The sequence below is a fragment of the Pseudooceanicola sp. NS-SX9 genome (genome assembly GCF_057380705.1).
Map to the genome: position 1 here is coordinate 2,554,013 of NZ_CM170818.1, position 23,021 is coordinate 2,577,033.

Annotated in this window: 16 protein-coding genes; 2 read left to right on the top strand and 14 right to left on the bottom strand. The window is 67.1% G+C overall.

What is annotated here, in order from left to right; genetic code table 11:
• Window positions 1–2: 2 nt before the first annotated feature.
• The 11 genes from AC2ITM_RS12100 to AC2ITM_RS12150 all read right to left on the bottom strand — a co-directional run bounded on the left by AC2ITM_RS12100 (window position 3) and on the right by AC2ITM_RS12150 (window position 14,406).
• The gene (locus AC2ITM_RS12100; protein WP_486466893.1) at window positions 3–1,139 is read right to left on the bottom strand and encodes a peptidoglycan-binding domain-containing protein; all 1,137 of its coding nucleotides are present in this window, start codon (window positions 1,137–1,139) and stop codon (window positions 3–5) included.
• A gap of 8 nt (window positions 1,140–1,147) precedes the next feature.
• Window positions 1,148–2,515 carry a DUF3131 domain-containing protein gene (locus AC2ITM_RS12105; RefSeq protein WP_486466894.1) on the bottom strand — a complete coding sequence of 456 codons (1,368 nt, stop codon included), beginning with the start codon at window positions 2,513–2,515 and terminating at the stop codon, window positions 1,148–1,150.
• Entirely contained in the window at window positions 2,515–4,341 is a 1,827-nt protein-coding gene (locus AC2ITM_RS12110; protein WP_486466895.1) for a glycosyltransferase, read from the bottom strand. The genes AC2ITM_RS12105 and AC2ITM_RS12110 overlap by 1 nt, the downstream gene beginning before the upstream one ends.
• Before the next feature lie 20 nt (window positions 4,342–4,361).
• Window positions 4,362–5,525 (bottom strand): acyltransferase, encoded by a 1,164-nt coding sequence (locus AC2ITM_RS12115; RefSeq protein ID WP_486466896.1) that lies wholly within the window; start codon window positions 5,523–5,525, stop codon window positions 4,362–4,364.
• Window positions 5,522–7,219: a DUF3131 domain-containing protein gene (locus AC2ITM_RS12120; protein WP_486466897.1), complete on the bottom strand. Its 1,698-nt coding sequence runs from the start codon at window positions 7,217–7,219 to the stop codon at window positions 5,522–5,524. Before AC2ITM_RS12120 ends, AC2ITM_RS12115 begins: the two co-directional genes overlap by 4 nt.
• A 2-nt stretch (window positions 7,220–7,221) precedes the next feature.
• The gene (locus AC2ITM_RS12125; protein WP_486466898.1) at window positions 7,222–9,795 is read right to left on the bottom strand and encodes a hybrid sensor histidine kinase/response regulator; all 2,574 of its coding nucleotides are present in this window, start codon (window positions 9,793–9,795) and stop codon (window positions 7,222–7,224) included.
• On the bottom strand, window positions 9,792–10,211 hold the full coding sequence (locus AC2ITM_RS12130; protein ID WP_486466899.1) for an ATP-binding protein: 420 nt from the start codon (window positions 10,209–10,211) through the stop codon (window positions 9,792–9,794). The genes AC2ITM_RS12125 and AC2ITM_RS12130 overlap by 4 nt, the downstream gene beginning before the upstream one ends.
• Window positions 10,211–10,558, bottom strand: a complete 348-nt coding sequence (locus AC2ITM_RS12135) for an STAS domain-containing protein (RefSeq protein WP_486466900.1) — start codon at window positions 10,556–10,558, stop codon at window positions 10,211–10,213. Before AC2ITM_RS12135 ends, AC2ITM_RS12130 begins: the two co-directional genes overlap by 1 nt.
• The gene (locus tag AC2ITM_RS12140) at window positions 10,555–11,757 is read right to left on the bottom strand and encodes a PP2C family protein-serine/threonine phosphatase (RefSeq protein ID WP_486466901.1); all 1,203 of its coding nucleotides are present in this window, start codon (window positions 11,755–11,757) and stop codon (window positions 10,555–10,557) included. The genes AC2ITM_RS12135 and AC2ITM_RS12140 overlap by 4 nt, the downstream gene beginning before the upstream one ends.
• A 550-nt stretch (window positions 11,758–12,307) precedes the next feature.
• Entirely contained in the window at window positions 12,308–12,688 is a 381-nt protein-coding gene (locus tag AC2ITM_RS12145; RefSeq protein WP_486466902.1) for a RidA family protein, read from the bottom strand.
• Window positions 12,689–12,810: 122 nt separating this feature from the next.
• The gene (locus tag AC2ITM_RS12150) at window positions 12,811–14,406 is read right to left on the bottom strand and encodes a family 16 glycosylhydrolase (protein WP_486466903.1); all 1,596 of its coding nucleotides are present in this window, start codon (window positions 14,404–14,406) and stop codon (window positions 12,811–12,813) included.
• 256 nt (window positions 14,407–14,662) lie between these two features.
• Between AC2ITM_RS12150 and AC2ITM_RS12155 the strand changes: the two genes are divergently transcribed.
• Complete coding sequence (locus tag AC2ITM_RS12155) at window positions 14,663–16,405, top strand: putative bifunctional diguanylate cyclase/phosphodiesterase (RefSeq protein WP_486466904.1); 1,743 nt, start codon at window positions 14,663–14,665, stop codon at window positions 16,403–16,405.
• 169 nt (window positions 16,406–16,574) lie between these two features.
• Here the strand turns inward: AC2ITM_RS12155 and AC2ITM_RS12160 are convergent, their stop codons facing one another.
• The 3 genes from AC2ITM_RS12160 to AC2ITM_RS12170 form a co-directional block, all read right to left on the bottom strand.
• Window positions 16,575–16,697: a hypothetical protein gene (locus AC2ITM_RS12160; RefSeq protein ID WP_486466905.1), complete on the bottom strand. Its 123-nt coding sequence runs from the start codon at window positions 16,695–16,697 to the stop codon at window positions 16,575–16,577.
• A 529-nt stretch (window positions 16,698–17,226) separates the two neighbouring features.
• The gene (locus tag AC2ITM_RS12165) at window positions 17,227–19,506 is read right to left on the bottom strand and encodes an ATP-binding protein (protein WP_486466906.1); all 2,280 of its coding nucleotides are present in this window, start codon (window positions 19,504–19,506) and stop codon (window positions 17,227–17,229) included.
• A complete protein-coding gene (locus AC2ITM_RS12170) occupies window positions 19,503–19,868 on the bottom strand; it encodes a response regulator transcription factor (RefSeq protein ID WP_486466907.1) in 366 nt (121 codons plus the stop codon). The genes AC2ITM_RS12165 and AC2ITM_RS12170 overlap by 4 nt, the downstream gene beginning before the upstream one ends.
• A 79-nt stretch (window positions 19,869–19,947) precedes the next feature.
• Between AC2ITM_RS12170 and AC2ITM_RS12175 the strand changes: the two genes are divergently transcribed.
• Entirely contained in the window at window positions 19,948–22,542 is a 2,595-nt protein-coding gene (locus tag AC2ITM_RS12175) for a CheR family methyltransferase (protein WP_486466908.1), read from the top strand.
• The last annotated feature ends 479 nt before the right edge of the window (window positions 22,543–23,021 follow it).

Below are 23,021 nucleotides of genomic sequence, written 5' to 3' on the forward strand. Positions count from 1 at the left end.
CATCACGACCCGCAGAGCCTTGCATCCAGGGCGCTGACGGCCTCGGCCGTGCCCAGACGGGTGGCAGCCCCCTGGCCCAGGACGGCCTCAAGCGCGCGCCGGGTCCGCGCGCCCATCAGCCCGTCGACCTTGCCCGGGTCCTGACCGGCGGCGACCAGCAGGCGCTGCAGCGTCTCGACCTGCGAGGCGCCCTGGCCGACAGCGGCCAGACCACAGGGCGGCATGGCGGGCGGGGCGGGCGGTGGCTCGGGTTCGGCATGGGCCGCAGCCGCCACCCCGGCCGAGGGCGCCACGGCCACAGGTTCGGTGGGCACGCTCGGCGGCGAGGGTTCCGCCGTCCGGGCCTGGGCCCCGGCGGCGGCCGCAAGAGCGGCCGTGGTTTCGGGGGGCACGGCGGGGGCGACGGGTGTCTCGGGCGGGGCGCCGGTTTCGGCCTGCGCCCCGGCGGCCGCGGCAAGGGCGGCGGTGGTTTCGGGGGGCGCGGCGGGCGTCTCGGGCGCCACGACCGGGGCCGTGTCTTCCGGGGCGGCCTCGGCCCCGGCGGCAGTGGCCACGGCGGCATTGGCATTGGGCAGCTCGACCGGCGCTGCATCGGCCTCCGGGGTCACGGGGACGACGGCGGGTGACGCCGCATCGGGGGCCGGCTCCCCGGCGCCTGCCGCGGCGGTGACACCGGCCGAGGAATCAAGCGCGCTCAGCGCCGGAACCGCAGTGCCTGAGGGCGGGGCCTGGAAATCCGCCGCCGTCACCGGCTGACCCAGCAGGCAGCGCCCCAGCACCGCCGCCACCGCCGAGGCGCCTTCGGGCGCCGTACCGATGCCGGACTGGCTGCAGCTGTCGGCCCCCGCATCGCAGATCACATCCAGCCGCCAGTCGGATTGCCCCGACAGCTGGAACGCCTCAAGCGAGGCGCTGAGATCGGCATAGAGGTGATAGACATAGCCCCCCACCACCCCCTGCTGCCACAGCCCCGGAAACCGCGCCGAGGGCACGTCGGCATAGCGCTGCTCGGCCCCGCTGGAGCCGGGCAGAGGCTGGTCGAACTGGTCGCCCACGCAGGGGGCACCGGCGGCACGCCCCTGCCCCGCCGCCAGCACCGTCGCGGCCAGGGCCAGCGCCAGGACCTGAGGGCGGGACATGGGGCGCCTCACTTCTTCACCGGGCGGATCAGCGGGCCATAGGCCTTGAACGACAGCGCCGCCAGCACGACCGCGTTGGTATTCGCCGTGACCGAGCTGTTGAGCGTGCCGTCGGATTCATAAATCCCCTCGGCAAAGCCCTTGGCGGGATCGGCGGTTTCCGCGACGCCGGCCACCAGCATCCGCGTGTAATCGGTGCCGAACAGCGCGTTCCAGGCAAAGGCCGCCTTGGTCGACAGCGTCCGCTTGCTGTCCATCCGGTCGCCCGCAAACGACAGCACCGCCCAGGGCGAGCCGCCGCCCCAGACAGTCGCATAGGCGAAATAGGGCGCGACGTTCAGGTGGCCCTCGGTCACGGCGGTCAGCTTGCCGGTCTTGGTGTAGCGGGCCTGCTGGGCCAGGTAGATCGCCGTGGCAAACCGCTGCGAGCGCGCGTCAAAGCCGAATTCCAGACCGTCGAACAGGTAGGGTTCGCTGACCACGAAGGCGGGCGTGGTGCCGCGGTGCAGGCGGCTGTCCACCGGGATCGGCTCTCCGTTGACGTCCTTGATCATCAGGTTATCGCGCACGTCATAGGCGCGGTACATGTCGAAACCGAACATCATCATCGCCTTGGCGGCATATTGTTCGTAGCCGACGCGGCCTTCCTGGTTTTCGATGGTCTTGCCCTCGCGGACGTTGGCGCCGAACAGTTCGCCGTCCTTGACCATCTCCTTCAGCTTCCAGCCGTCCATCAGGTGCTCGATCTGGGGGGCCAGGTCGGGGTGGTTGCGTTCCACCAGCCCGAAGGACGCGATGATGCGCGCGATGTCCAGCGCCGACCAGCCCAGCCCCTTGGCCGAGGGCTTGTTGGTATAGTCCACCAGCTCCAGCGTATGGGTGTTGTAGGCCTTGTTGGGCAGCATGTCGTCGAACAGGCGGATCTTGCCGAGACTGTCGAGGACCTTGCCGATGCGGGCCTCGGATTCGGCCTTGTCGATCAGGCCCAGACGCTCGGCCGAGAGCGTGGCGATGATGTAGGATCCGGTCTCCCACATGGTGGTCGAGGGATAGTTGTTGGCCGAGTTGATCATGCCCGTTTCCGGGTCGGTGTTGTTCTGGAAGTATTTCCAGGCGATCTTGGCGTTGGCCATGTCCTGTTCGCTGGACTTGCCGCGGATGTTCAGCGGCAGCGGATCGACGTTTTCGAAGGTGGCCATGAGGTCCTGCTGCCAGTCGGCGTTGGGGGCAATCTGGATCGACTTTTCAGCCGTGTCCTCCTCCTTCGGCATCTGGCCGAGTTTTTCAAGCCAGAGCACAAGGCAGAGCCCCAGCACGAGCGCCACGAGGAAGACGATATGTCCCCGCGCACGCACGAGGTTGGTACGGAAGCTCATCAGGCGGTTCCCTCTTCGGAAGTTTCAGGCGGCTGCCAGGTGGCGGCGCGGATCATGCCGGCCATGGCGGCACAGTTGTTCAGACCCCAGAGCGCATTGGTGACGACCCCGGTAACGGTATGCGCGGTGCCGCCGATGGCGAGCGCGGCAAAGCCGTAGACGACGCCAAGCGCGGTCAGCACCAGCACCGCAAGCTGCGGCTTGACCAGTCCCAGATGGTTCGCGGCATTGCGCGCCTTGGGCGTCACCACGAACGAGATCTTCTCGCCCTTCATCACCGTCCAGATCGCCTTCAGCCCCAGCGGGAAGAAGGCCAGGTAGCTGGCCTTGGCCGTATAGCCCGAGATCCCCCAGGTGCCGACCATCATCGCGAATTCCAGCATGAACAGGAACGGGATGATGTGGACGAAGAACTCGTTCGAATAGGCGGTGACGGGGGCGAGGCCGGTGAACAGGTAGAAGGCGGGCGAGAACAGGAAGATCACGTTCCAGATCGGCCCCAGGTAGGAATAGAACGTCGCCGCATACATCAGCCGCTGCCGGAAGGTCATGCCGGGGCGGAAGATGGCGTTGTCGTTGAACATGATGTCGAGCGACCCGCCCGCGTATTTGAACCGCTGGATGGTCCAGGTCAGCATGTCCTGCGGCGACAGCATCTTGGATTCCACGAACGGGTGCTGGTAGGACTTCCAGCCGCGCTCTCGGTCGGAATGCAGCACGATCGAGGTATAGATGTCCTCGGACACGTGGAAGCGGTAGGGCGTCAGCACCTCTTCGGTGACGGCATTGGTGCGGATCGCCTCCAGCAGCTCGGGCGAGACCTTGGTCTCGCGGCTTTCCAGCGTGATCTCTTCCTCGGCGGCGATGACGCGCTTTTCGACGGCATCGCCGAAGGCGCGCAGGGCGGCCTCCATCACCGCCTCGCGGCGGTGGATGCTGGCCGCGCCGCAGCAGAAGGCCGCGTTGGCCCGGTTCCGGCGCCGCAGGATCACGTCGTAGAACATCTTGGGATCATTGACGAAGGGATCGGCGCCAAAGCGGAATTCGCCAAAGACCTTCTCGAGCGTGGCGCCGACCGCGTGACCGGCAAAGCCCATCGAGCGTTCCAGCTTCTGGGTCAGCGTCTCGCCCTCGGGCAGGTCGTAGAACCATTGCGGCGTCTGCACCCAGGCCATCTTGGGGTCGCGGAAATAGCCCATGGTGCGCGCCAGCAACGTCGGGAAGACCCGCGTGTCGGCATCGCAGATCACCAGGAAATCGCCGTAGGTCTGCTCCATCGCATTGCGCAGGTTGCCGGCCTTGAACCCCTCGTTTGTGGTGCGGGTGATATAGCCCACCCCTTCTTCCTGGGCCACGGCGCGCATCTCCGCACGGCGACCGTCGTCAAGGACATGGATGCGGATGTCGATCGGATAGGGATAGTCCATCGCCTTGGCGTCATGGATGCCCAGGCGGACCAGCTCGGGGTCTTCGTTATAGGTGGCAAACAGCACATCGACCGAGATCGGACGGCCGGGATCGGGGTTTTTCGGGTCCACCTGATCGACGGTCGCGGGGGCCTCGGGCACCACCACGGGCTGGTCGCGCCAGAGGTTGTAGACGAACAGCAGCAGCCCGATATAGGCGCAGGTCTCGGCCAGGGCGAGCGGGATCGCGAACCACAGCGCATCGTAGTTGAGCGAGCTTGTCCAGCGCCACTCGATGTACCAGGCGCCCACCACCAGGGCGATGACGGCACAGAACTGCCACAGGGCCTCGCGCCAGGGGTTGTAGGGCAAGGGCTCTGGCGGGCGGCGATGTTCGAAGGCGCGGAAATAGTCGTCCATCAGTCAGGCGGCTCCGGTCTTTATTTGGCGGCGGCTGCGGCGGCAGCCCTGGCTTGGCGTCGTTGTTCCCAGGGGGTGGGGCCCAGCCCGACGGTCCAGGCCAGCGGGCGGAAACTGCCGATGGCGCGGGCGGCGTAATAGGCCGCGGGCATCGCGAAGGCGATGCGCAGGATCACCATCCAGGTCGGGCTCATGTGGTTGTAGAGGCCGGTGCGGAAGATGAAGATATCGTAGATGTCGATCATCACCGGATGCACCAGGTAGATGCCGAAGGTGTATTGCGCCGTCTTCGACCAGCTGGGCGACCAGTCGCGGTATTGCCCGCCCATGAAGATCAGGAACATGAAGAGCGGCATCAGCAGCTTGCCATAGAGGTCCCAGCCCTCGCGGACGGCCCAGGTGCCGGTGGCGACCGAGCGGCCGTAATAGGGCAGCACCGCGATATAGGCGATGGCGGCAAAGAAGATCGCGCCCCGGCGGATCAGCTTGGTTTCGCCCCTGGGGATGCCCTCTTTCCACAGCTGGTAGAGGGCGAAGGCCGCCATGCCATAGCCCACATAGCCAAAGACCTTGATCGCCCGCACGATGTAGTCGCGCAGCAGGGGGTCGATCTGGAAGGAATAGAAATAGGCCTGGGTCTGGTTCATCACCGAAAGCGTCACGAACAGCGACACCCCCAGCAGCGGATAACGCATCGCCAGCCGCATCACCGGGTAGAACAGGAAGATGATGAACAGCGTCGGGATGAAATGCATGTGGTACTGCGACGAGCCCAGCAGGAAGAAGCTGAACCAGGTCTTCAGTTCCGTCAGCCGGTCCCAGTACTGCGGCGCATAGTGGAAGGCCTGCGCCTTGATCAGCCGGAAGAAGGCATAGAACACCGTCCAGGCGGCAAAGGGGATCAGCAGCCGGTTGGCCTGGGTCAGGATCGCCTCGCGGTAGGTCGGGCGGCGGCGGTCGATGCGCATCGCCATCAGGAACAACGAGAAGAAGAAGAACATCTCGGAGCCCGAGAAATCCCCGATGGACCTCAGGAAGACCGGCAGCACGCGCTCGGTCGCCTCGGCCTTGGGAAAGGGCTGGCCGGAAAAGTTGGTCGTCGAATGGATCAGGATCACGCCAAAGGCGGCGCAGACGCGGCTTGCGTCAAACCAGACAAGTCTTGGCTTTTGCTGTGCACTCATTGATTGACGCTCCAGGGTGCAGGACAGGTCTGCGGCAGAACCACCCGGGGCTTGGGCTTTTCAAAGAGGGTCTTGTCGGGATTGCAATCGGTCGCCGCGATTTCGCCATCCTCTGTTTCAATAGGACGACAATAGACGAAATCCTCCATTTTCACAGCCGGTTCCGGTTGCGGCAGATTGGAGCAGTTACAGCATGATGGCGTCACAACCATGGGTTGCGGCATGCATTTGCGGGCCCGCACATCCGAATAGGGATCGGAATAGGCCATGTCCCAGACGGTCGAGTTGTCATTGAGATGCTGCAGGATCGGCCCTTCGACCTTGTAGAGCAGCGCGGCCAGGATGATGCCGTTGTTGTTTTCCGTGCGCAGCGGGATGTAGCCGTTGCCGTTCTCATAAAGCCCCTCGTAGAAGCCCTTGCCGGGATCGTAGAGGTCACCCACCGCATTCATCAGCAGATCGGTATAGGGCACGTCCCACAGCGCCCACATGCCGACCGCGGCCTTGGCGGCGATGGCGGCACGGTCGGGCTGGTAGACCCCCGAGGGATCAAGCGTGTTCCAGGGATAGCCATCGGCAAAGATCGAATCGTAGACGAAGTAGGGCTTGCCATCGACCTGGTGTTCCGAGCGCGCGGTCAGAATGCCGGTCGATTCAAAGCGGCGGCGCTGGACCTCGAAGATGCGGTGGGCAAATTCGGCCCGCCACCCCTGCGAGGCAACGCCCGGCCCCAGCTTGTCGGTCTTGGGCAGGTCCCAGCCCAGCTCCAGCCCGTCCAGCAGGTAGGATTCCGTCAGCACGTAGTTCTGGTTGTGGTAGACGCGCGGGTCGCGGCCGTCATAGGGCACCTTGACGCCGTAGATGTCGGTATAGGCCAGCGGCTGCGGATCCAGCGCCCCGCGCACGTCAAAGCCCCACAGCGCAAAGCCCTTGGCGGCATATTCCTCGTAGCCCAGGCGGCCTTCCTGGACGTATTTCGTCGACCCGTCCTTGCCCACGATCGAGCCGAACAGCTGCCCGTTGTCCTTGACGATATTGCAGAAGTTCCAGCGCATCGGGATATTGTCGATGCCCGGCGCCAGGTAGGGATAACGCTGTTCCATGATCTTCAGCCAGACCAGCATCCGGCCGATGTCGAGCACCGAAAAGCCCACCTCGCCCGGCTTGTTGGCATAGTTCACCTTCTGGCCGGTCTTGGTGTTGTAGACCTTGTTGGGTGCCTCGCCGCGGAACAGGTCAAGGTTGCGCAGGGTGGAAATCAGCTTGATCGCCCGGGTGTCGAATTCGCGCTTGTCGATGATGCCCAGCTCATAGGCCGAAACCAGGGCGCTCATGTACGAGGCCGTGTCCCACAGCGTCGTCGAGGGATAGGACCCCACGGCGTTCACCAGGCCGGTTTCCGGCTGGTAGGCATCGACGAAGTAGCTCCAGGCGGTCTTGGCCATCTGCATTTCCTTCGTCGTCAGCGGTCCATGACGGCCGAAGAACCCGGTGTTGTTCGGGTCGGGCATCGGCGGCGTGACCGTATCGCGGGGAATGCTGGTCAGATCCGGCAACGGCAGCGGCACATCGCTGGCCGAAGGCGTATCCGTTGCCTGCGTGGCCGGGGCCGAGGCATCCTGCGCCCACACGGGGGCAGTCGCTGCGATCAGGGCCAGAAACGCAGCGGCGGGTTTCAATCGTACTGGGAACATGCCTAGCCTCCGGAAACGGTCTCTGCGGGAGCGGAAATCCGGTCGCCCCCTTCCATCAGGGAAATCACTTCGTTGCGCAGACGGCGCAGGTCGTCATGCAGGGCGCGGACCTCGCCCGGGGATTTGCCCCAGGCGTCACCCAGCTGCTCCAGCGCCCGCGCACGTCCCGACAGCCGGACACAGCCCAGCGTGCCGGCAATGCCGACGACGGAATGGAACGAGCGCCGCCAGGTCTCGGGTTCGACATGGGCCGGATCATCGGCCATGGCGGTCGCAAAGGCATTCAGGTGGCGGTCCAGATCCGACAATGCCGCATTCAGCATCGTCGGCACGATGGTGTCGCCGAATTCCTCGCGCATCTCTGCGATACGCAGCTTCAGCGCCTGCGCCTCCGAGAAGGCCCCGGCCGCCAGGGTCTCGGGTGCGGGGGCCTCGGGGGCGGGGACGGCCGGCGGCGCTACGGGAGCAGGCGCCGGGGGTGGCGCTGCGGCCATGGCGGGGGCGGCCTCCTCGGTGGTCGCGCGCGACAGCGCATGGCCCTTCCAGCGGTTCAGCACCTGCGCCAACTGCGGCCGCAGCAGCGGCTTGGTCAGCACCTCGTTGAAACCCGCGTTGCGGTAGAAGGCCTGCTTGTCGGCCCCCACATGGGCGGTCAGCGCGATGATCGGAATCTTCGCCGCCTCGCCGCCCATCTCGCGGATCAGCCGGGTCGCGGTGGTGCCATCCATGTTCGGCATCGAGACATCCATCAGGATCATGTCGTAGTCGAACTTCTTCACCGCCTCGACCGCCTCGGCGCCGTCGATCACCAGATCCGGCACCTGGCCGAAACGCTCCAGCATCGAGCGCGCCACGATCTGGTTGGTCGAGTTGTCCTCGGCCACAAGGATGCGCATCTTCGGCAGCTCGATCTTCTCGTCCCGGGCCGCGGGACCGCGGGCCATGTTCTCGGCCACGCCCACCGGCACATCCATCCAGAAGGACGACCCCTGCCCCTCGGTGCTGTCAAAGCCCATTTCGCCGCCCATCAGCTCGGCCAGGGACTGGCTGATGGCAAGGCCAAGGCCCGTGCCCGCGAAACGCTTGGAATAAGAGGCGCCCAGCTGCTCGAACTTGCCAAAGACCTTGTCCTGGTGCTCCTTCGGGATGCCGGTGCCGGTGTCGACCACGCAAAAGCGCAGCCGCAGCTCCTCGCCGTCCTGCGGCGGGCGCGTGTGCACCTCCAGCATGACGCTGCCTTTTTCGGTGAATTTCAGCGCATTGCTGACCAGGTTCGACAGGACCTGACGGATGCGCCCCGAATCCGAACTGACCCACGGCGGGATGCCCGGGTCGATCCGGCTGTCCAGATGCACGCCGGTCTCCTGCGCCTTCTGCTGATAAAGATGCACGACCGAACGCACCAACCCGTTGAGTTCGAACGGTTCTTCCTCGAACTCCAGCCGGCCGGCCTCGATCTTGGCGGCATCGAGGATATCGTTCAGGATCACCAGCAGCGAATTGGCCGAGGTGCGCGCCACATGCAGCTGCTCCAGCTGCTCCTTGTCGAGCTCGGTTTCCTCCAGCGCGCCCAGCATCCCAAGGACGCCGTTCATCGGCGTGCGCAGCTCGTGGCTGATCACCGCCAGGAATTCGCTTTTCGCCTTGTTGGCGTTTTCCGCCGCCGAAACCGCCTCGCGCAGCTCGGCCTCGCGGGTGACTTCCTCGGTGATGTCGCGGATCACGCCCGACATCACGTCGACCTTGCCGGTCGCGTCATAGCTGGCCTCGAAGGCGATGCGCGCGTTCATCAGCGTGCCGTCGATGCGCCTCAGGCGGGTGTCCAGCACCTTCGAGCGCCGCCCGTTCGGGTCGCGCGGCTCGTAGAGGGAAATCATGTCGGCGCGCAGTTCGGTCAGGTCCTCTTCGGGGACCAGGGCCTCGATTGCCACGGCCGCCGTGCCCTCCTCGCGCCCCAGCGAAGCATAAAGACCTTCGGACCAGGAAATCTCGCCCGAGCCCAGATCCTGGCGGAACCAGCCCAGCTGGGCCACCCGCAGGGCTGCGGCCAGGTTGCGTTCGCTTTTGCGCAGCTCGCGGCGCTGGCGGGCCTGTTCGGTGATGTCGCGCACCGTCGAGACCAGCAGCAGCGGTTTGCCGGTGCTGTCGGCCAGCAGTTCCGACAGCGCCTCGACCTCCATGATGCGGCCATCGCGCGAACGTACCTTGTAGATGATCTCGCGGCGTTCGGGCCGGCCCGTGCGCATCGAGATCTCGAGCGCGCGGCGTTCGCTTTCCACCACGCGGGCTTCGTATTCCGGCAGCAGCATGCCCTGGAATTCCATGCCGCTCAGCCGGCCGCCGGGTTCCAGCCCCAGCAGGCGGGCATATTCGTCGGACCAGCGCACCTCGTCGCGCACGAAATCCCACCGCACGGTGCCGACCCGGGCGATGCGTTGCGCATCCTGCAGTTCCCGGGCCATGCCCTTGATCTGCCGGGTGCCGCGCAGATAAAAGCGCATCAGCACCAGCAGGCCCACAAGCGCAAGCCCCAGTGCCGCGATGGCGGCGATCGTTTCGGGGCCGTTCAGGATCATGCGTCGAAGTCCGCCGTGAACACGAGTTCCAGGAAGTTGCGGTTGCCCTGGGGCTCGAAATGCAGCCGGTCCACGCAGAAGCGGATCAGCGACAGGCCGCGCCCGCTTTCGGCCATCGGATCGATGTCCTCAAGCTCGGTCACGTCATCGAACAGGTCCACCGGACCGGGTTCACCCGCATCGACGATCTGCAGCTTCAGCTCGTCCTCGGTGCGCACCACCGTCACCTCGATCGGCACGTCGCGTTCGGGCGACTTGCCGTGCTTGACGGCATTGGCCAGGGCCTCGGACAGCGCCACCTCAAGCGAGGCGATCTTGTCTTCGGACAGGAAGCCGCGTGCCTGGTCCTTGATGGAAAGCACCACGCCATCGACCTGGTCGAGATGCGGCGACATTTCCAGCACAGTTGTGCTCATCACACGCGTTCCTTCAGTGCACGCACGGCCGCCGCGGAATCGGCATAGCTGGCGAAGACCTTGTTCATGCGGGTGATGCGGAACATCTGCTGGACGTTGTCGGCCAGAGTGCACACGACGATGTCGCCCCGGTTGCCGACACGTTTCAGCAGCCCCACCAGCGCCCCCAGCCCCGAACTGTCGAGGAAGGTGACACCGCCGAAGTCGATCACCAGACGGTCCTTGCCGGCATCCACCAGTGCCAGCATCTCTTCCTTGAACATCGAGGCATTGGCCGCCGTCAGACGTTCGGTGCCCGGGGAGACGACGCAGATACCGTCATCGGTTTCTTCCAGAATGCGGATCATGTCGCATGTTTCCTTTCACAGACAAGCACGGTCAGGTCGTCATCGAGAGGGCGCCCTGCCCGCCATTCGGTAAGGGCGTCGACGATCCTGCCGGGGATGGTGGAGGGCATCGCTGCAGCCGAGGCGGCAACAGCCTCGACGCGAGATTCCCCGAAGGCCAGGCCTTCGCGGTTCTCGGCCTCGGTCGCGCCGTCCGAGAACATGATCAGCATGTCCTCGGGGCCAAAGCGGGTGACCTGGCTCTCGAATTCGGCACTGTCCAGCAGCGCCACGGGAAAACCGCCATCACCGACTTCGCGCGCGGCACCGCTGCGCGCCATCAGCAACGGCGAGGGATAGCCCGCCTGACAGAAGTGCAGTTCTTCCGCGGCCTCGTCCAGGATCGCGCAGAACATGGTGAAATATTCGGTTCCGTCCTCGCGGAAAAAGCGCCGGTTCAGCATCTCGACCAACCGCGCGGGATCGGGGCGCCCGTCGGTAAAGGCGTTCTCGCGCATCATGCCGGCGGTCACCAGATGACCAAGCGCCACCGACATCAGCGAGGCATGCACGCCATGGCCCGCCACATCGATCGCATAGAAGCCGATGAAACCCGGCGACAGCTTGTAGAAGGCGAACATGTCGCCCGACAGAAAGTTCGACGGCTTGAAGGCGGAATGGAACAGGCAGTCCGACACCTGCAGACGCGCCGGCGGCAGCATCCGCATCTGCGCATCGGCCGCCGCGCGCAGGTCTTCCTCGATCCGCTCCTTGGCCTCTTCCAGCACGCGCGAGCGTTCGGCCAGCAGGATCTCGTGGCGCATCAGCCGGTCGGTGGTGCGGATCCGCGCCTTCAGCGTGATCGTGTCCAGCGGCTTGCGCATGAAGTCATCGACGCCCGCCTCCAGCGCGCGCTCGCGCTCGCGGTTCTGCTCCTGGCCGGTGACCATGAGGATGTGCACGTAATAGTCGGTGAATTCCTCGCGCACCCGGCGGGCCAGCTCGTGCCCATCAAGGCCCGGCATGTCCAGATCGCAGACCAGGATCCGCGCCTGCAGCTCGCGCACAAGCTCAAGCGCCTCGAGGCCATCGCAGGCCTCGCGGGTCTCGTAGCCAAGCTTGCGCAGGATCGCAGCCGTGTACGCGCGCTGGAACGCGTCGTCATCGGCGACGACCACCTGAACTGGGGCCGGCTTGCTCAGCTGTTGCTGCATCTGCATGCTTCCGTCGTGCACACACGCCTCACTCTGTCGATTGCGGCTTGGACGACTTTAGAGCAGGTTAACCATTCTGGGAAGATTATATTCGGAATACCGACTATTCCCAGCCCGTTCGGCGCCAAAGTGTTGCCTTTGTGCAGGCCGGTTGTTTCCGGTGGGGCACCTCTCCCGCCGGTTGGAAAAAATTCCTTGCGCACAAGCATTTATAGATCCTCCACATTCCAAAATCGGAAATTTGTGGCCTTAATGAAATTAAAAAATGGACACTCGGAAATACTATTGCATTTACAGCCCGCCCCTTGAGGCAATTGCTGCAGACCGGATCAGGATATCGCCATCGTCCGGGCCCGACCAGCCCCACCGCCGCGACGGCAAGGCCCGAAACAGGCGCGATTTTTCCGGAATATGGTACGAATGACCCCGATCCCCGCCGTTGCGGCCCCGTCCTATTGCGCGCTCGTAACGGAAAGACGACGGCGGCAGACAGGAATTGCGCCGCAGGTGGCAATACCACCGCCGCGACATCTGCGCACAGCGTGACCGTCTGCCCTCAGCGGCGCAGGGCCAGGGCTTCGACCTCGACCAGGAATTCCGGACGGGTGAACCCCGAGACGATCATCAGCGTCGAGGCTGGCTTGACCGCCAGCCCGGCACAGACCTGATCGCGCACCGCCATATAGGGCTTCATGTCCTCGCGGCGGGTCACGAAGGCCGAAAACCTCAGCACATCCGAGAAATCCAGCCCGTCCTCGGCCAGAATCGCCCCGATCGCCTGAAAGCAGAGCTGGGCCTGGGCGGTGACGCCTTCCGGGACCGTGCCATCGGCAGCCAGCGCCAGCTGGCCCGAGGTCACCAGGATGGGCCCTGCCGCAATCCCATGGGAATAGTTGCCGAAGGGCGCCGAGATAGATGCGGGAACAAGGGGTTTCACGGGGCGGCGCTCCTTTGCTGTACCGCCCCGGGCTAGCACGGGGCGGCGGCGGCGCAAAGCCGGAGCACCGCTGACGCGACGGCTGCGACGGCCGCTGCCCGCCGGGCAGGCAGCGTCCCCCCTCAGATCAGGCCCGAGAACAGGAAGTCATCCGCCGTCAGGTCCGCCGCCGCGACATTGGCCAAGTAAAGGACATCCCCCGCCGCCCCGCCACAGGCCGCCAGGTTGATCCGGGTGGCCCAGCCCTCGTCCGTCATGGCGGCCTTCACCGTGGTCCAGTCCGCCGCCAGCGCCGAGACATCGACCCGGTCCGTGCCACGTTCGAAATCGTGGATGTAGTCGGTGCCGCTGCCGGCCGCAAAGACGAAAGTGTCGGCCGTCTGGTCCGCCGCCCAGACCCCGCCCCACATGTGATCGTTGCCCGCGCCGCCTTCCAGCCTGTCGGACCCGGCGCCGCCGATCAGCTTGTCCGCGCCCGCGCCGCCCTCCAGGCTGTCGTCGCCATCCTGGCCGAACAGCTGGTCGGCCCCGTCGCCGCCGTGCAGCGTATCGTCGCCCGCGTCGCCATAGACGATATCGTCGCCCGCCCCACCCCGCAGTTCGTCCCCCCAGCGGGATCCGTTCAGCGTGTCATTGCCATCGGTCCCGTCCCAAAGCTCGGCCGCGACAAAGCCGTCTTCGTGGATGGCGGGGTTGCGGTCCGGATCGCTCTCCTGTTCGTAGATGCGGATATAGTCGATCTGCAGCCCTTCCGAGAAATCCGTCGTCGCATCCGGATCGCCCGCCCAGCCGCCGACGGCCAGGTTGACGATCAGGAACATGTCCTCGGTCACGGTGTTCTGGGCGGTGCGGATCAGCGCGCCGTCGTAGAACCACTGGATCGTGTCGGCATCCCACAACAGCCCGTAGGTGTGGAACCCGTCGGCCGCGCCGGTATCGGCAAAGGCCTGGGCATCGGGGGTGCCGTCCTGCCAGACATTGGTGTGCAACGTGTCGGCATCGCCGCCCAGGACCTCCAGTATGTCGATCTCGGCCGACCAGTCGCCATCGGCGGGCATCAGCCAGAAGGCCGACCACATGCCGACCTCGTCCGGGACATCGGCGCGGATCTCGATATAGCCGGCAGAGGTCGCAAAGCTCATCTCGGTCGAGAGCATCCCCGAGGCATAGGCAAGCCCCCCGGCCTCGGCCTGCTGATCGGCGTCGAGCGGCGTCGCGCTGATCGTCATCACCCCGTCCGACACCTGGAACGGGCTGTCGAAGGCGGTCATGTCGGGATCGACGTAAACCTGCAGCTCGCCGTTCGAGGTGATGGTCCGGCTGTCCTCAAGATGCGGCGAGAACGAGGTCGCCCAGACCCCCTGCTTGCCGAACCCCTGCCAGTAGGACACGGTGTTGCCGTTGAATTCCTCGTCAAAGGTCAGCACGTAGGTCTGTCCGTCGATCTGCAGGCTGTCGATGCCGGCCTGCCCATCAGGCTGCCCATCAGGCTGCGACGTCGTGCCGCCGACGCTCAGCGCGCCATCGGTGCCGATGTCTTCGGCAGCGGCGGGATCGTCGGTCACCGTCTCGACCAGCGAGACATCGGTCAGCACGGTATCGGTGCCGCCGCTGTCGGTCGACGGGTCCGGCGGGCTGTCATTGATCGTCGTCGCGCCGCGCCCATGCGCCTTGGTGAGGGTGCTATCGTCTTCCGTCGTCCTGAGTTTCCTGGCCATTTTGTCCCCGCACAGGTGTTGCCCGTCTGCCCCCCACCTGTCGCCCTGCCGGGTCGCCCCGGCGTCGCGCGACACCTGCAAACACCGCCTGATCTCATGCAGGGTGCTAAGAACCGGTTACTTTCCCCCTCCGCCCGGCGATCTGCATGCCAGTCCCGGGGAAAACGTCGCAGGCCCCCCGGTTTTCCGATCATCGGATCAGCGATATGGTCGCAGAACCGCCCCGTACCACGCCGTCAGGAGGAGACCGCGCCGCATGAGCCCGCCCGCAGATCCGCTTGCCTTGCCCCGGACCGCCCTTGGCAGCCCCCCAGCCCTGCGCACGGCCTGCGCGTTGCTGCTGGCACAGACCCGCGCCCGGGCCCTGCATCTTTACGCCGGCGACCCGCTGATCGACGCCGCCCCGGCGCTGCAGCTGGGGCTTGGCCCCGAGGACGCGCAGGCACGTCTGGCACGGCTGACCCGGCTGCAGGCCCGCCGCCCCGCCCCCTCAAGGCCCCTCCCGCCCGAGATCCACCTGCTGCGCGACCCCGAGGCCCCAGACCAGCCCGCGGCACTGGCGCTTTGTGCGCCGCAGGTGCCGCCCGATCCTGACCTGTTGCAGATGCTGGGGCAGCTGCTGTCCGATCAGCGCGCCCGCCGCCAGCTGGAATTCGACCTGCTGGGCGCCGAGGACCGGGTACGGCGCCTGGAACAGCAGGCGCGGCTGGATCCGCTGACCGGGCTGGACACGGCACCCGCCTTCGAGCTCGCCTGCCGCGAGGCGCTGAAGACCGCCCGCCACCCCCTGGCGATGGTGATGCTGGAACTCGATCATATCCAATCGGTGCGCGCGCTTTACGGCAGCGCCTTCGCCGAACGCTACCTGGCCACCGTAGCCGGCGCTTTGCGCGGCTGCCTGCCGCAGGGCACCCGGATCGGCCGCCAGGGCGCCGAAGGCCATGCCTTCCTGCTGGCCCTGCCACAGCCGCACCAGCTGTATCTTGACGCCCAGCTGCGGCGCTGCGCGGCGGCGCTGCTGCGGGCGACCGCCGGCCTGGGCAAGCCGGGGCTGGGCCGGGCCAGCATCGGCGCCGCGATCCATCCCGACCATGCCGCCAGCCACCCCGAGCTTCTGGACCTGGCCGAGCACGCCTTGCAGCGCTGCAAGCGCGCCGGTCATGGCGGCCACCGGCTGCACACCCCCGGCGACGGCCCCGTCGTCAGCCCGCGCGTCCTGCGCCGCCGCCTGCCCCACGCCCTGGCCACGCAGGAGCTGGTGCCGTTTTTCCAGCCGATCTACGACCTGGACAGCGGTCGGCGTCAGGGGTTCGAGGTTCTGGCGCGCTGGCGCCACCCCGATCACGGCCTGCTGCCACCGGCGCGCTTCGCGGGGCTGTTCGCCGACCATGACCATGCCGAGGCGCTGACCCGCGCGCTGACCGTGGCGGCGCTGCGTCAGACGGCCGAAAGCTGCTGGCAGCGGGACGAGCCCGCCATGCTGGCGATCAACATGACCCGTTTCGACCTGATGAACCCTGAATTCGTCTTCGAGATGCAGGCGCTGTTGCAGGATGCGGGGGCCGACTGGTCCTGGATGGTGATCGAGGTGACCGAGGACATCATGCTGGGCCAGCGCGACGGCCGCATCTTCGGCACGCTGGAGGAACTGCGGAGGCGCGGCGCCCGGGTGGCGCTGGATGACTTCGGCACCGGCTACGGCAGCCTCGGGACGCTGGCAGGCTGGCCGGTGGATGTGCTGAAGATCGACCGCAGCTTCATTGCCCGGATGGGCCACAGCCGCACCGACACCGCCGTGGTCGAGGCCATCGTGGGCCTGGGCCACCGCGCCGGGCTGAAGATCGTCGCCGAAGGGATCGAGACCCCGGCCCAGCTGGAGCGGCTGCGCCGGATCGGCTGCCACGCCGGACAGGGGCACCTGTTCCACCCCGCCCTGCCGCCGGACCAGCTGGGGCGGGCACCGGCTGCGGGGATCGACATGGCCCGGCTGGCAGGCTGAGGCGGCGTCTTTCCCAAGCCTCCCCTCACCCAGAGCCGCCCCCCTGCCGCCGGATGCCCCCCGTGCCGCCCGCCCGGCCAGACCGGCTGTGGTGCCGCCGCCGGACCGCCGGGCAGACCTTGGCACGTGGCCCGCCCGGCAGCGGCGCCCTGCGGGGGCATGGCACGGTTCAGCCGCCAGCCGCCAGCCGCCAGCCGCCAGCCGCCAGCCGCCAGCCGCCAGCCGCCAGCCGCCAGCCGCCAGCCGCCAGCCGCCAGCCGCCAGCCGCCAGCCGCCAGCCGCCAGCCGCCACGGAAAACCCAACCCATAACAGGCTTGACCGACAAGGGGACACCCGCAAAAGGCCATCACCGGTGGCAGGCCAACGCAGAGACGTTTGCGCCACCGGGTTGACGGATCCGACAGAAGCGCCAGGGGGCGCATCCCGACGACAGGCCCGCCCATGCGGGCCGGCCCCCGCGAAGCCCCGGAACCTGGCCGCCGGCCCCCGTGGCGCCGGGCCTGATCGTCAGGCGGAGCGGGCAGGTCGAGCCAGCCAATACGCGGCGGAATTCAGAGGTTCGCGGCCGCGCCGGGGCAACGGTCCGCCTCGCGGCCTGCGGAACAACGGCCCGGCTGCGGGTCGGGCGGGGGCAAGCGCCTGCCTTGCGGACCGGCGGGCGATCGCCAGCATTTCGGATCGCGAAGCAAGGGCCCGCTTTGCCGACCCGCGGGACAAGGGCCAGCCTTACAGAGCTCAGGGCAAGCGCCGGCCTTGCGGATCGGGAAGCAAAGGCCCAGCTCGCAGCCCCGGGGGGCAAGCGCCTGCCTGGCAGGTCGGGTCAGATCTTCAGGGTCAGCCGCAGGGCGTTGATGATCGTCGACAGCGACACCGGCTTGCGCAGGATCATCCCCGGCACGGTGCGCCGGTCAGGCGACAGCAGATCGGCATAGGCCGTCATGTAGAGAACCGGCAGCTGCATGTCGATCGCCCGCGCCGCCTCGGCCAGGGCAAAGCCGCTCAGGTCGCCCTTCAGGCCGACATCCGTCACCAGCAGGTCGAAATGCACCTCGCGCAGGTCCTGCAGGGCGGCGGCGGCGGTATCGTGGCTGCGGACCTCGGCGCCGAAGTAGCGCAGGCTGTCCGACAGCAGCGACATCAGCTGCGGATCGTCCTCGACCACCAGCACCTGCAGGCCCGACAGGTCGGGCGGCGCGGCATAGGCTTCGGCAACCTCTCCCAGACGCTCGCGCAGCGGCAGCAGCAGCCGCGCGGTGCAGCCCTGCCCGGGGGCGCTTTCGATGTCGAACCGGCCGCCGCAGCGCTCGGCGACGCTGGCGATCATCGCCAGCCCCAGACCGCTGCCGCCCTTGTCGCGCCGCGTGGTAAAAAAGGGATCGCGCGCATGTTCCAGCACCGAAGGCGTCATGCCCGGCCCGTTGTCCTGCACCGTCAGCACCGCAAAGCCCTGATCCGCCTTCAGCGTCAGCCCGATCCGGGCGCCGGGGGTGCCGGCCTCCTCCAGCGCGTTGCGCGCATTCAGCAGCAGGTTCAGCGCCGCCGTCTGCAGATCCGCCCCCGAACAGCCCACCGGCAACGGGTGATCCGGCAGCAGCGCCTCAAGCCCGATCGAGGCCGGGATGGCCGAGCGCGCCAGCGCCACGCAATCGGCCACGGCCTTGCCCATGTCGGCGGTCTCGGTGGTGGCGCCGCTGTCGCGGCTGAGCGACAGCAGCCGCCCCGTCATGTCGGCGCCCCGGTCGCAGGCGCGCCGGATCGTGTCGAGGTGATGCAGCAACCGCGCATCCGCGCTTTTCAGCGCCCCGGTGTCGGCCGACAGCCGGATCACACCCAGAATGTTGCCGATCTCATGCGCGACGCCGCCCGACATCTGCGCGATGGCATCCAGGCGTTCGCTGCGCGCCAGGTTCTCGCGCAGGACCCAGCCTTCGGTGACATCGGCCACCGACAGGATCACCAGCGGCGGTTTCGGTGCCGGGCGCGTCACCTGCTCGGTGCGGAACGACAGCGCGTGCTCGTTGCCCTCGGTATCCAGCCAGCCCAGGAACTGCCCGCCGGTCAGCCCGGCCTGCAGCCGGGCCAGCGGCCGGTCCTGCGGCGCCAGCGGCGCACGGTCGCCCAGATCGTGAAAGGCCGCGGCCTGCAGCCATTGCTGGGGCCCGGCGGTGCCGCGCACCATGCGTTCGGCCGCGCGGTTGGCCAGGATCTGGGCCCCGTCGAAGACGAAGACCGCCGTTTCCAGCCCGTCCAGAACCTGCCGCAGCCGCGTCGCGGTCTCCTGCTCGTGACGTTCTTCGGCGTTAAGGAACTGGGCGGTGCGCAGGATCACCAGCGAGGCAAAGACCGCCAGCAGGATCGCCAGACCGCTCAGCCGCAGCGAGGGATCGACCAGGCCGGAATCGGTCAGCAGAAGGCCCAGCCAGGCCAGCGCCATCGGCAGCAGCACCGCCGGCCCCAGAATGTGCCGCGCCACCCGGCTGCCGCGGGCATCCGACAGCAGGATCGCCACCCAGCTGTCGCCGGCCCCCGACAGCAGCGCCGCCAGGAACAGCAGGAACAGGCAGCTGATGGTGTTCAGCGACAGCCCGTCGAACAGCCGCAGCGACAGCAGCGCCCCGGTGTTCAGCATGTAGCCCTCGACCGCCACCAGCACCAGCACCAGACCCGCCGTGGCCAGCCCCGCCCGCAGCCGGGGCCAGCCCGCCGCCAGCCCCGTGACCGCCACCAGCATCAGCCCCAGGGCGGTGGCCACCGACATCCGGTCGCCGCCCGCCAGCCCGATGCCCAGCACCAGCCCGCGCAGGCACAGCACCAGCACCAGCCCCCGCAGCAGCGCGCTCAGCAGCCGCGCCGGGCGTCCCGGCAGACGTTCGGCCAGACCCGCCAGCGCCACCAGGGCCACCCCCAGGGCCGTGCCCGCTACCATCGCCGGCAGCCCGGGCAGGATGCGGCGGAAGACCTCGATCCCCAGGCCCCAGCCCAGCCCCAGCACCACCAGCGCCAGCAGCAATGCCAGCCCCAGCAACGCCACCGACAGCCGGTCCAGCCACCGCACCCGCAGGGTCAACGGATCAAGGGACGCGGCGCGGGCGGGGCTCATGCTGCGGTCAAGGCGCGGACAAGTTCGTCAAGCTGGCGCAGCGAGGCGGTCTTGTGCAGCCGCGCCTGGGCCATCCGCAACCCGCTGGTGAACAGCGGGCTGTCGATCAGCTCTGGCCGGCCGGTGATGATGACCACGGGCAGGGTTTCGCTGAAATTGCGCACCTGATGCAGCACCGAGATCGCGCCGCCCCCCGACATCACGACATCAAGAAAGACGATATCGAAGACCTGCTTTTCCAGCATCGGCAGGACATGGCCGCCACTTGAGACGCCGGTCACGTCGTGGCCCAGGGCCTCAAGCCCTTCAGAGAACACGTCCACATAGTCGGGATCATCGTCGGCAATCAGGATTCGGGCCAAGGTGGGACGCTCATTCAGTTGACCTTGTGATCCCCTCTGTTACCAAGGAAATAACGTGAAGAAAACCGGGAGGTCGACCGTGACGGGTACTTTGGAAACGGTCCGTGGCGGCGATGACCTGAACCTGGTCGCCATCGGCGCCTCGGCCGGTGGCCTTGAGCCGCTGGAACATTTTTTCGAGACCGCACCGGAACATGCCGGCTGGTGCTTTGTCGTCATCCAGCACCTGTCGCCGGATTATCGCTCGATGATGGATGAATTGCTGGGCCGCAAGTCGCGCCTGCGCATCCGCCATATCGAGGACGGCCTGGCGCTGGAGGCCGACACGATCTTTCTGAACCGGCCCAACACCATGGTCGAGCTGGTCGGAGGCCGCTTTCACACCCGTTTCTATTCCGACGGCGACGCTTTGCCGCGGCTGTCGATCGACGCCTTTCTCAGCTCTCTGACGACGCGCGATCCGTCGCGGACCGCTGCGGTGATCCTGTCGGGTTCGGGCAATGACGGCACCCGCGGCGCCCATGCCCTGCGCGACAAGGGCTGCGCGGTGATCGTGCAGTCGCCCTCCGAGGCCGCGTTTTCCTCGATGCCGCTGTCGGCGATCAGCTCGGGCGCGGTGGACCGGGTGCTCTCGGCCGCCGAAATCCCCTCGGCCATCCAGGAGATCTTCTCGGGCAGCCGCCGCCAGGTGCTGCAGCGCCAAGCCACGGAAAGCTTTGACAGCGGCATCTTCCGCCTGCTGGAGGACCGCTACCGGGTCGACTTTTCCTCCTACAAGCCCACCAACGTGATGCGCCGGATCGAGCGCCGCCAGCATCTGCGCGGCATCGGATCGCAGAAGGAATACATCGAGATCCTGGCCAATGATCCCGGCGCCCTGGACGAGCTGTATCAGGACCTGCTGATCGGCGTGACCGAATTCTACCGCGATCCCGACGGCATGGCGACGCTGCGCAAGAAGGTGCTGGACGTGCTGGCGCGCGAGGGTCAGGACGACAAGCCGCTGCGCGTCTGGGTGCCGGCCTGCGCCAGCGGCGAAGAGGCCTATACCATCGCCATCGAACTCTCCGAGGCGCTGATCGCCGCCGGATCGCAGCGCCGGTTCCGGGTGATCGCCACCGATGTGCACCGCGGCTCGCTGGAGCGCGCCTCGACCGGGCTTTATCCCGAAAGCGCGCTGGCCAAGATCCCCGAAGAACTGCGCCTGCGCTATTTCGAACGGCGCCGCAACGGCTATTCAGTGGCCCAGACGCTGCGCCAGAAGATCATCTTTTCGGTCCATGACGTGCTGTCTGACCCGCCGTTCATGAACCTCGACCTGATCTCGTGCCGCAACCTGTTCATCTACCTGAACGACGAACCGCAGGGGCGGGTGATCTCGATGTTCCTGTTCGGGCTGCGCAAAGAGGGCTATCTGTTCCTGGGCCCCTCGGAAAGCCTGGGCAAATATGCCTCGGAATTCAAGGTTCTGGACAGCCGCTGGCGGGTCTTCCAGAAGCAGTCGCAAAAGCGGATGCTGGATCGTTCGGTGCTGTCGGGGCGGTTCCGCGGCGCCAGTTCCCTGGGCACGGAACCGCCGGCCGGCCGGGTGCCACGACGCGACCTGTCGATCGCCTCGGACATCGCGGAACTGCGCAACCGCGATCTGCTGATGCGCGCCTATGATGCGATGCTGAAACGCTATGCGCCCTCCTCGATCCTGATCACCGGCGACGGCATCGTGCTGGCCTGGTTCGGCGCCGCCTCGGTCTTTGTCGACACGATGAACAACCTGGCGGACTGGACGGTCGAGGACATCGTCCACCCGGATCTGCATTTCGTGCTGAACGTCGCGATGGAACGCCTGCGTCAGGGCCAGCTGGAAACCTATGAGCGCCAGGTCGAGATCGACCTGGGCAACGGCCGCCGCCAGAGCTGCGTCGTCCATGTCGAGGCGCTGGACCAGAAGTCGCGCAGCAAGCTGATGCTGGTGCGCCTGCAGATGGAAGAAGCCGAGGGCGAGGGCGAGAAGATCATCCATCTGCGCAACTTCGACGAGGGCGCCGACAAGCAGGAGGACATGACCCTTGTCACCCGCCGCATCCAGGAACTGGAGCGCGACCTGCGGCTGACCGAGGAAACCCTGCAGCATGTCACCGAACGGCTGGAGGCCAGCGGCGAGGAGTTGCAGGCCTCGAACGAGGAATTGCAGGCCTCGAACGAGGAACTTCAGGCCTCGAACGAAGAGCTGCAAAGCTCGAACGAGGAACTGCATGCGGTCAACGAGGAGCTGGTGTCGGTCTCGGCCGAGCACGAGCGCAAGATCGAGCTGCTCTCGGAGCTGAATTCCAACACCGAGCTGGTGCTGCAGATCCTGCAGGTGGGGGTGATCTTCCTGGATGCCAAGGCGCGGATCCGTCGGTTCAGCCAGCTGATCGCCGAATGGTTCCGGCTGGAGAGCCACGACGTGGCGCGGTCCTTGACGGTGGTGGGGCCGCGGCTGGATTTCGCGGATCTGGCGAAGCTGGCGGAACAGGTCGCCGAGACCGGCGAAACGGTGTGCGTCAGCGGCCAGTACGACAGCAGGCCGATGTCGGTCGAGATCCACCCCATCGCCGCCAATCCCGACGAGGGCGTCGGCGCGGGCGTGGTGGTGATCATCGGGGCACAGCCGGGGCTTCTGGGCACCCGCTGAGCGCGGGCTTGCCGCGGGACAGCCGGAAGGCCGCCGACCGGGCTGCGCCCCGGGTGGCACGCCGATCGCCCGGAGCAACCGCGATCCGCCGTTTCGACGGCCCCGGCGCGCCGTCGGCCCGCCCGAGGCGCCATCCAAAGGGCCTGTCCCTGCCAACGGGCCCGGCCCGGGCCGGAACCCGTCCAGCGGGCCCTGCCAAGGGCCGCCCCGCCCCCCCCCCGGAAGCGCCCGTGCATGCCGCCCCGGGCGGGCCCTGTGCCAAGCCGGCGGGTCCTGGCTGAAACCCGAACCGACCGGCCGTCGATGACCTTTGCGATGGGCCGTTCCTGACATCTGCGCAAGCGGGTTCCACAGGGTCAGGGCCAACCGGCCGCCCCCCGCCGGGGCGCGCGGTCTTCGGCGGGGGGCATGCCCGTCAGGGTCTGCAGACGGACCGCCGCCGCCCTCTGCCCGCCGTCCGGCCTGACGTCATTTCCCCA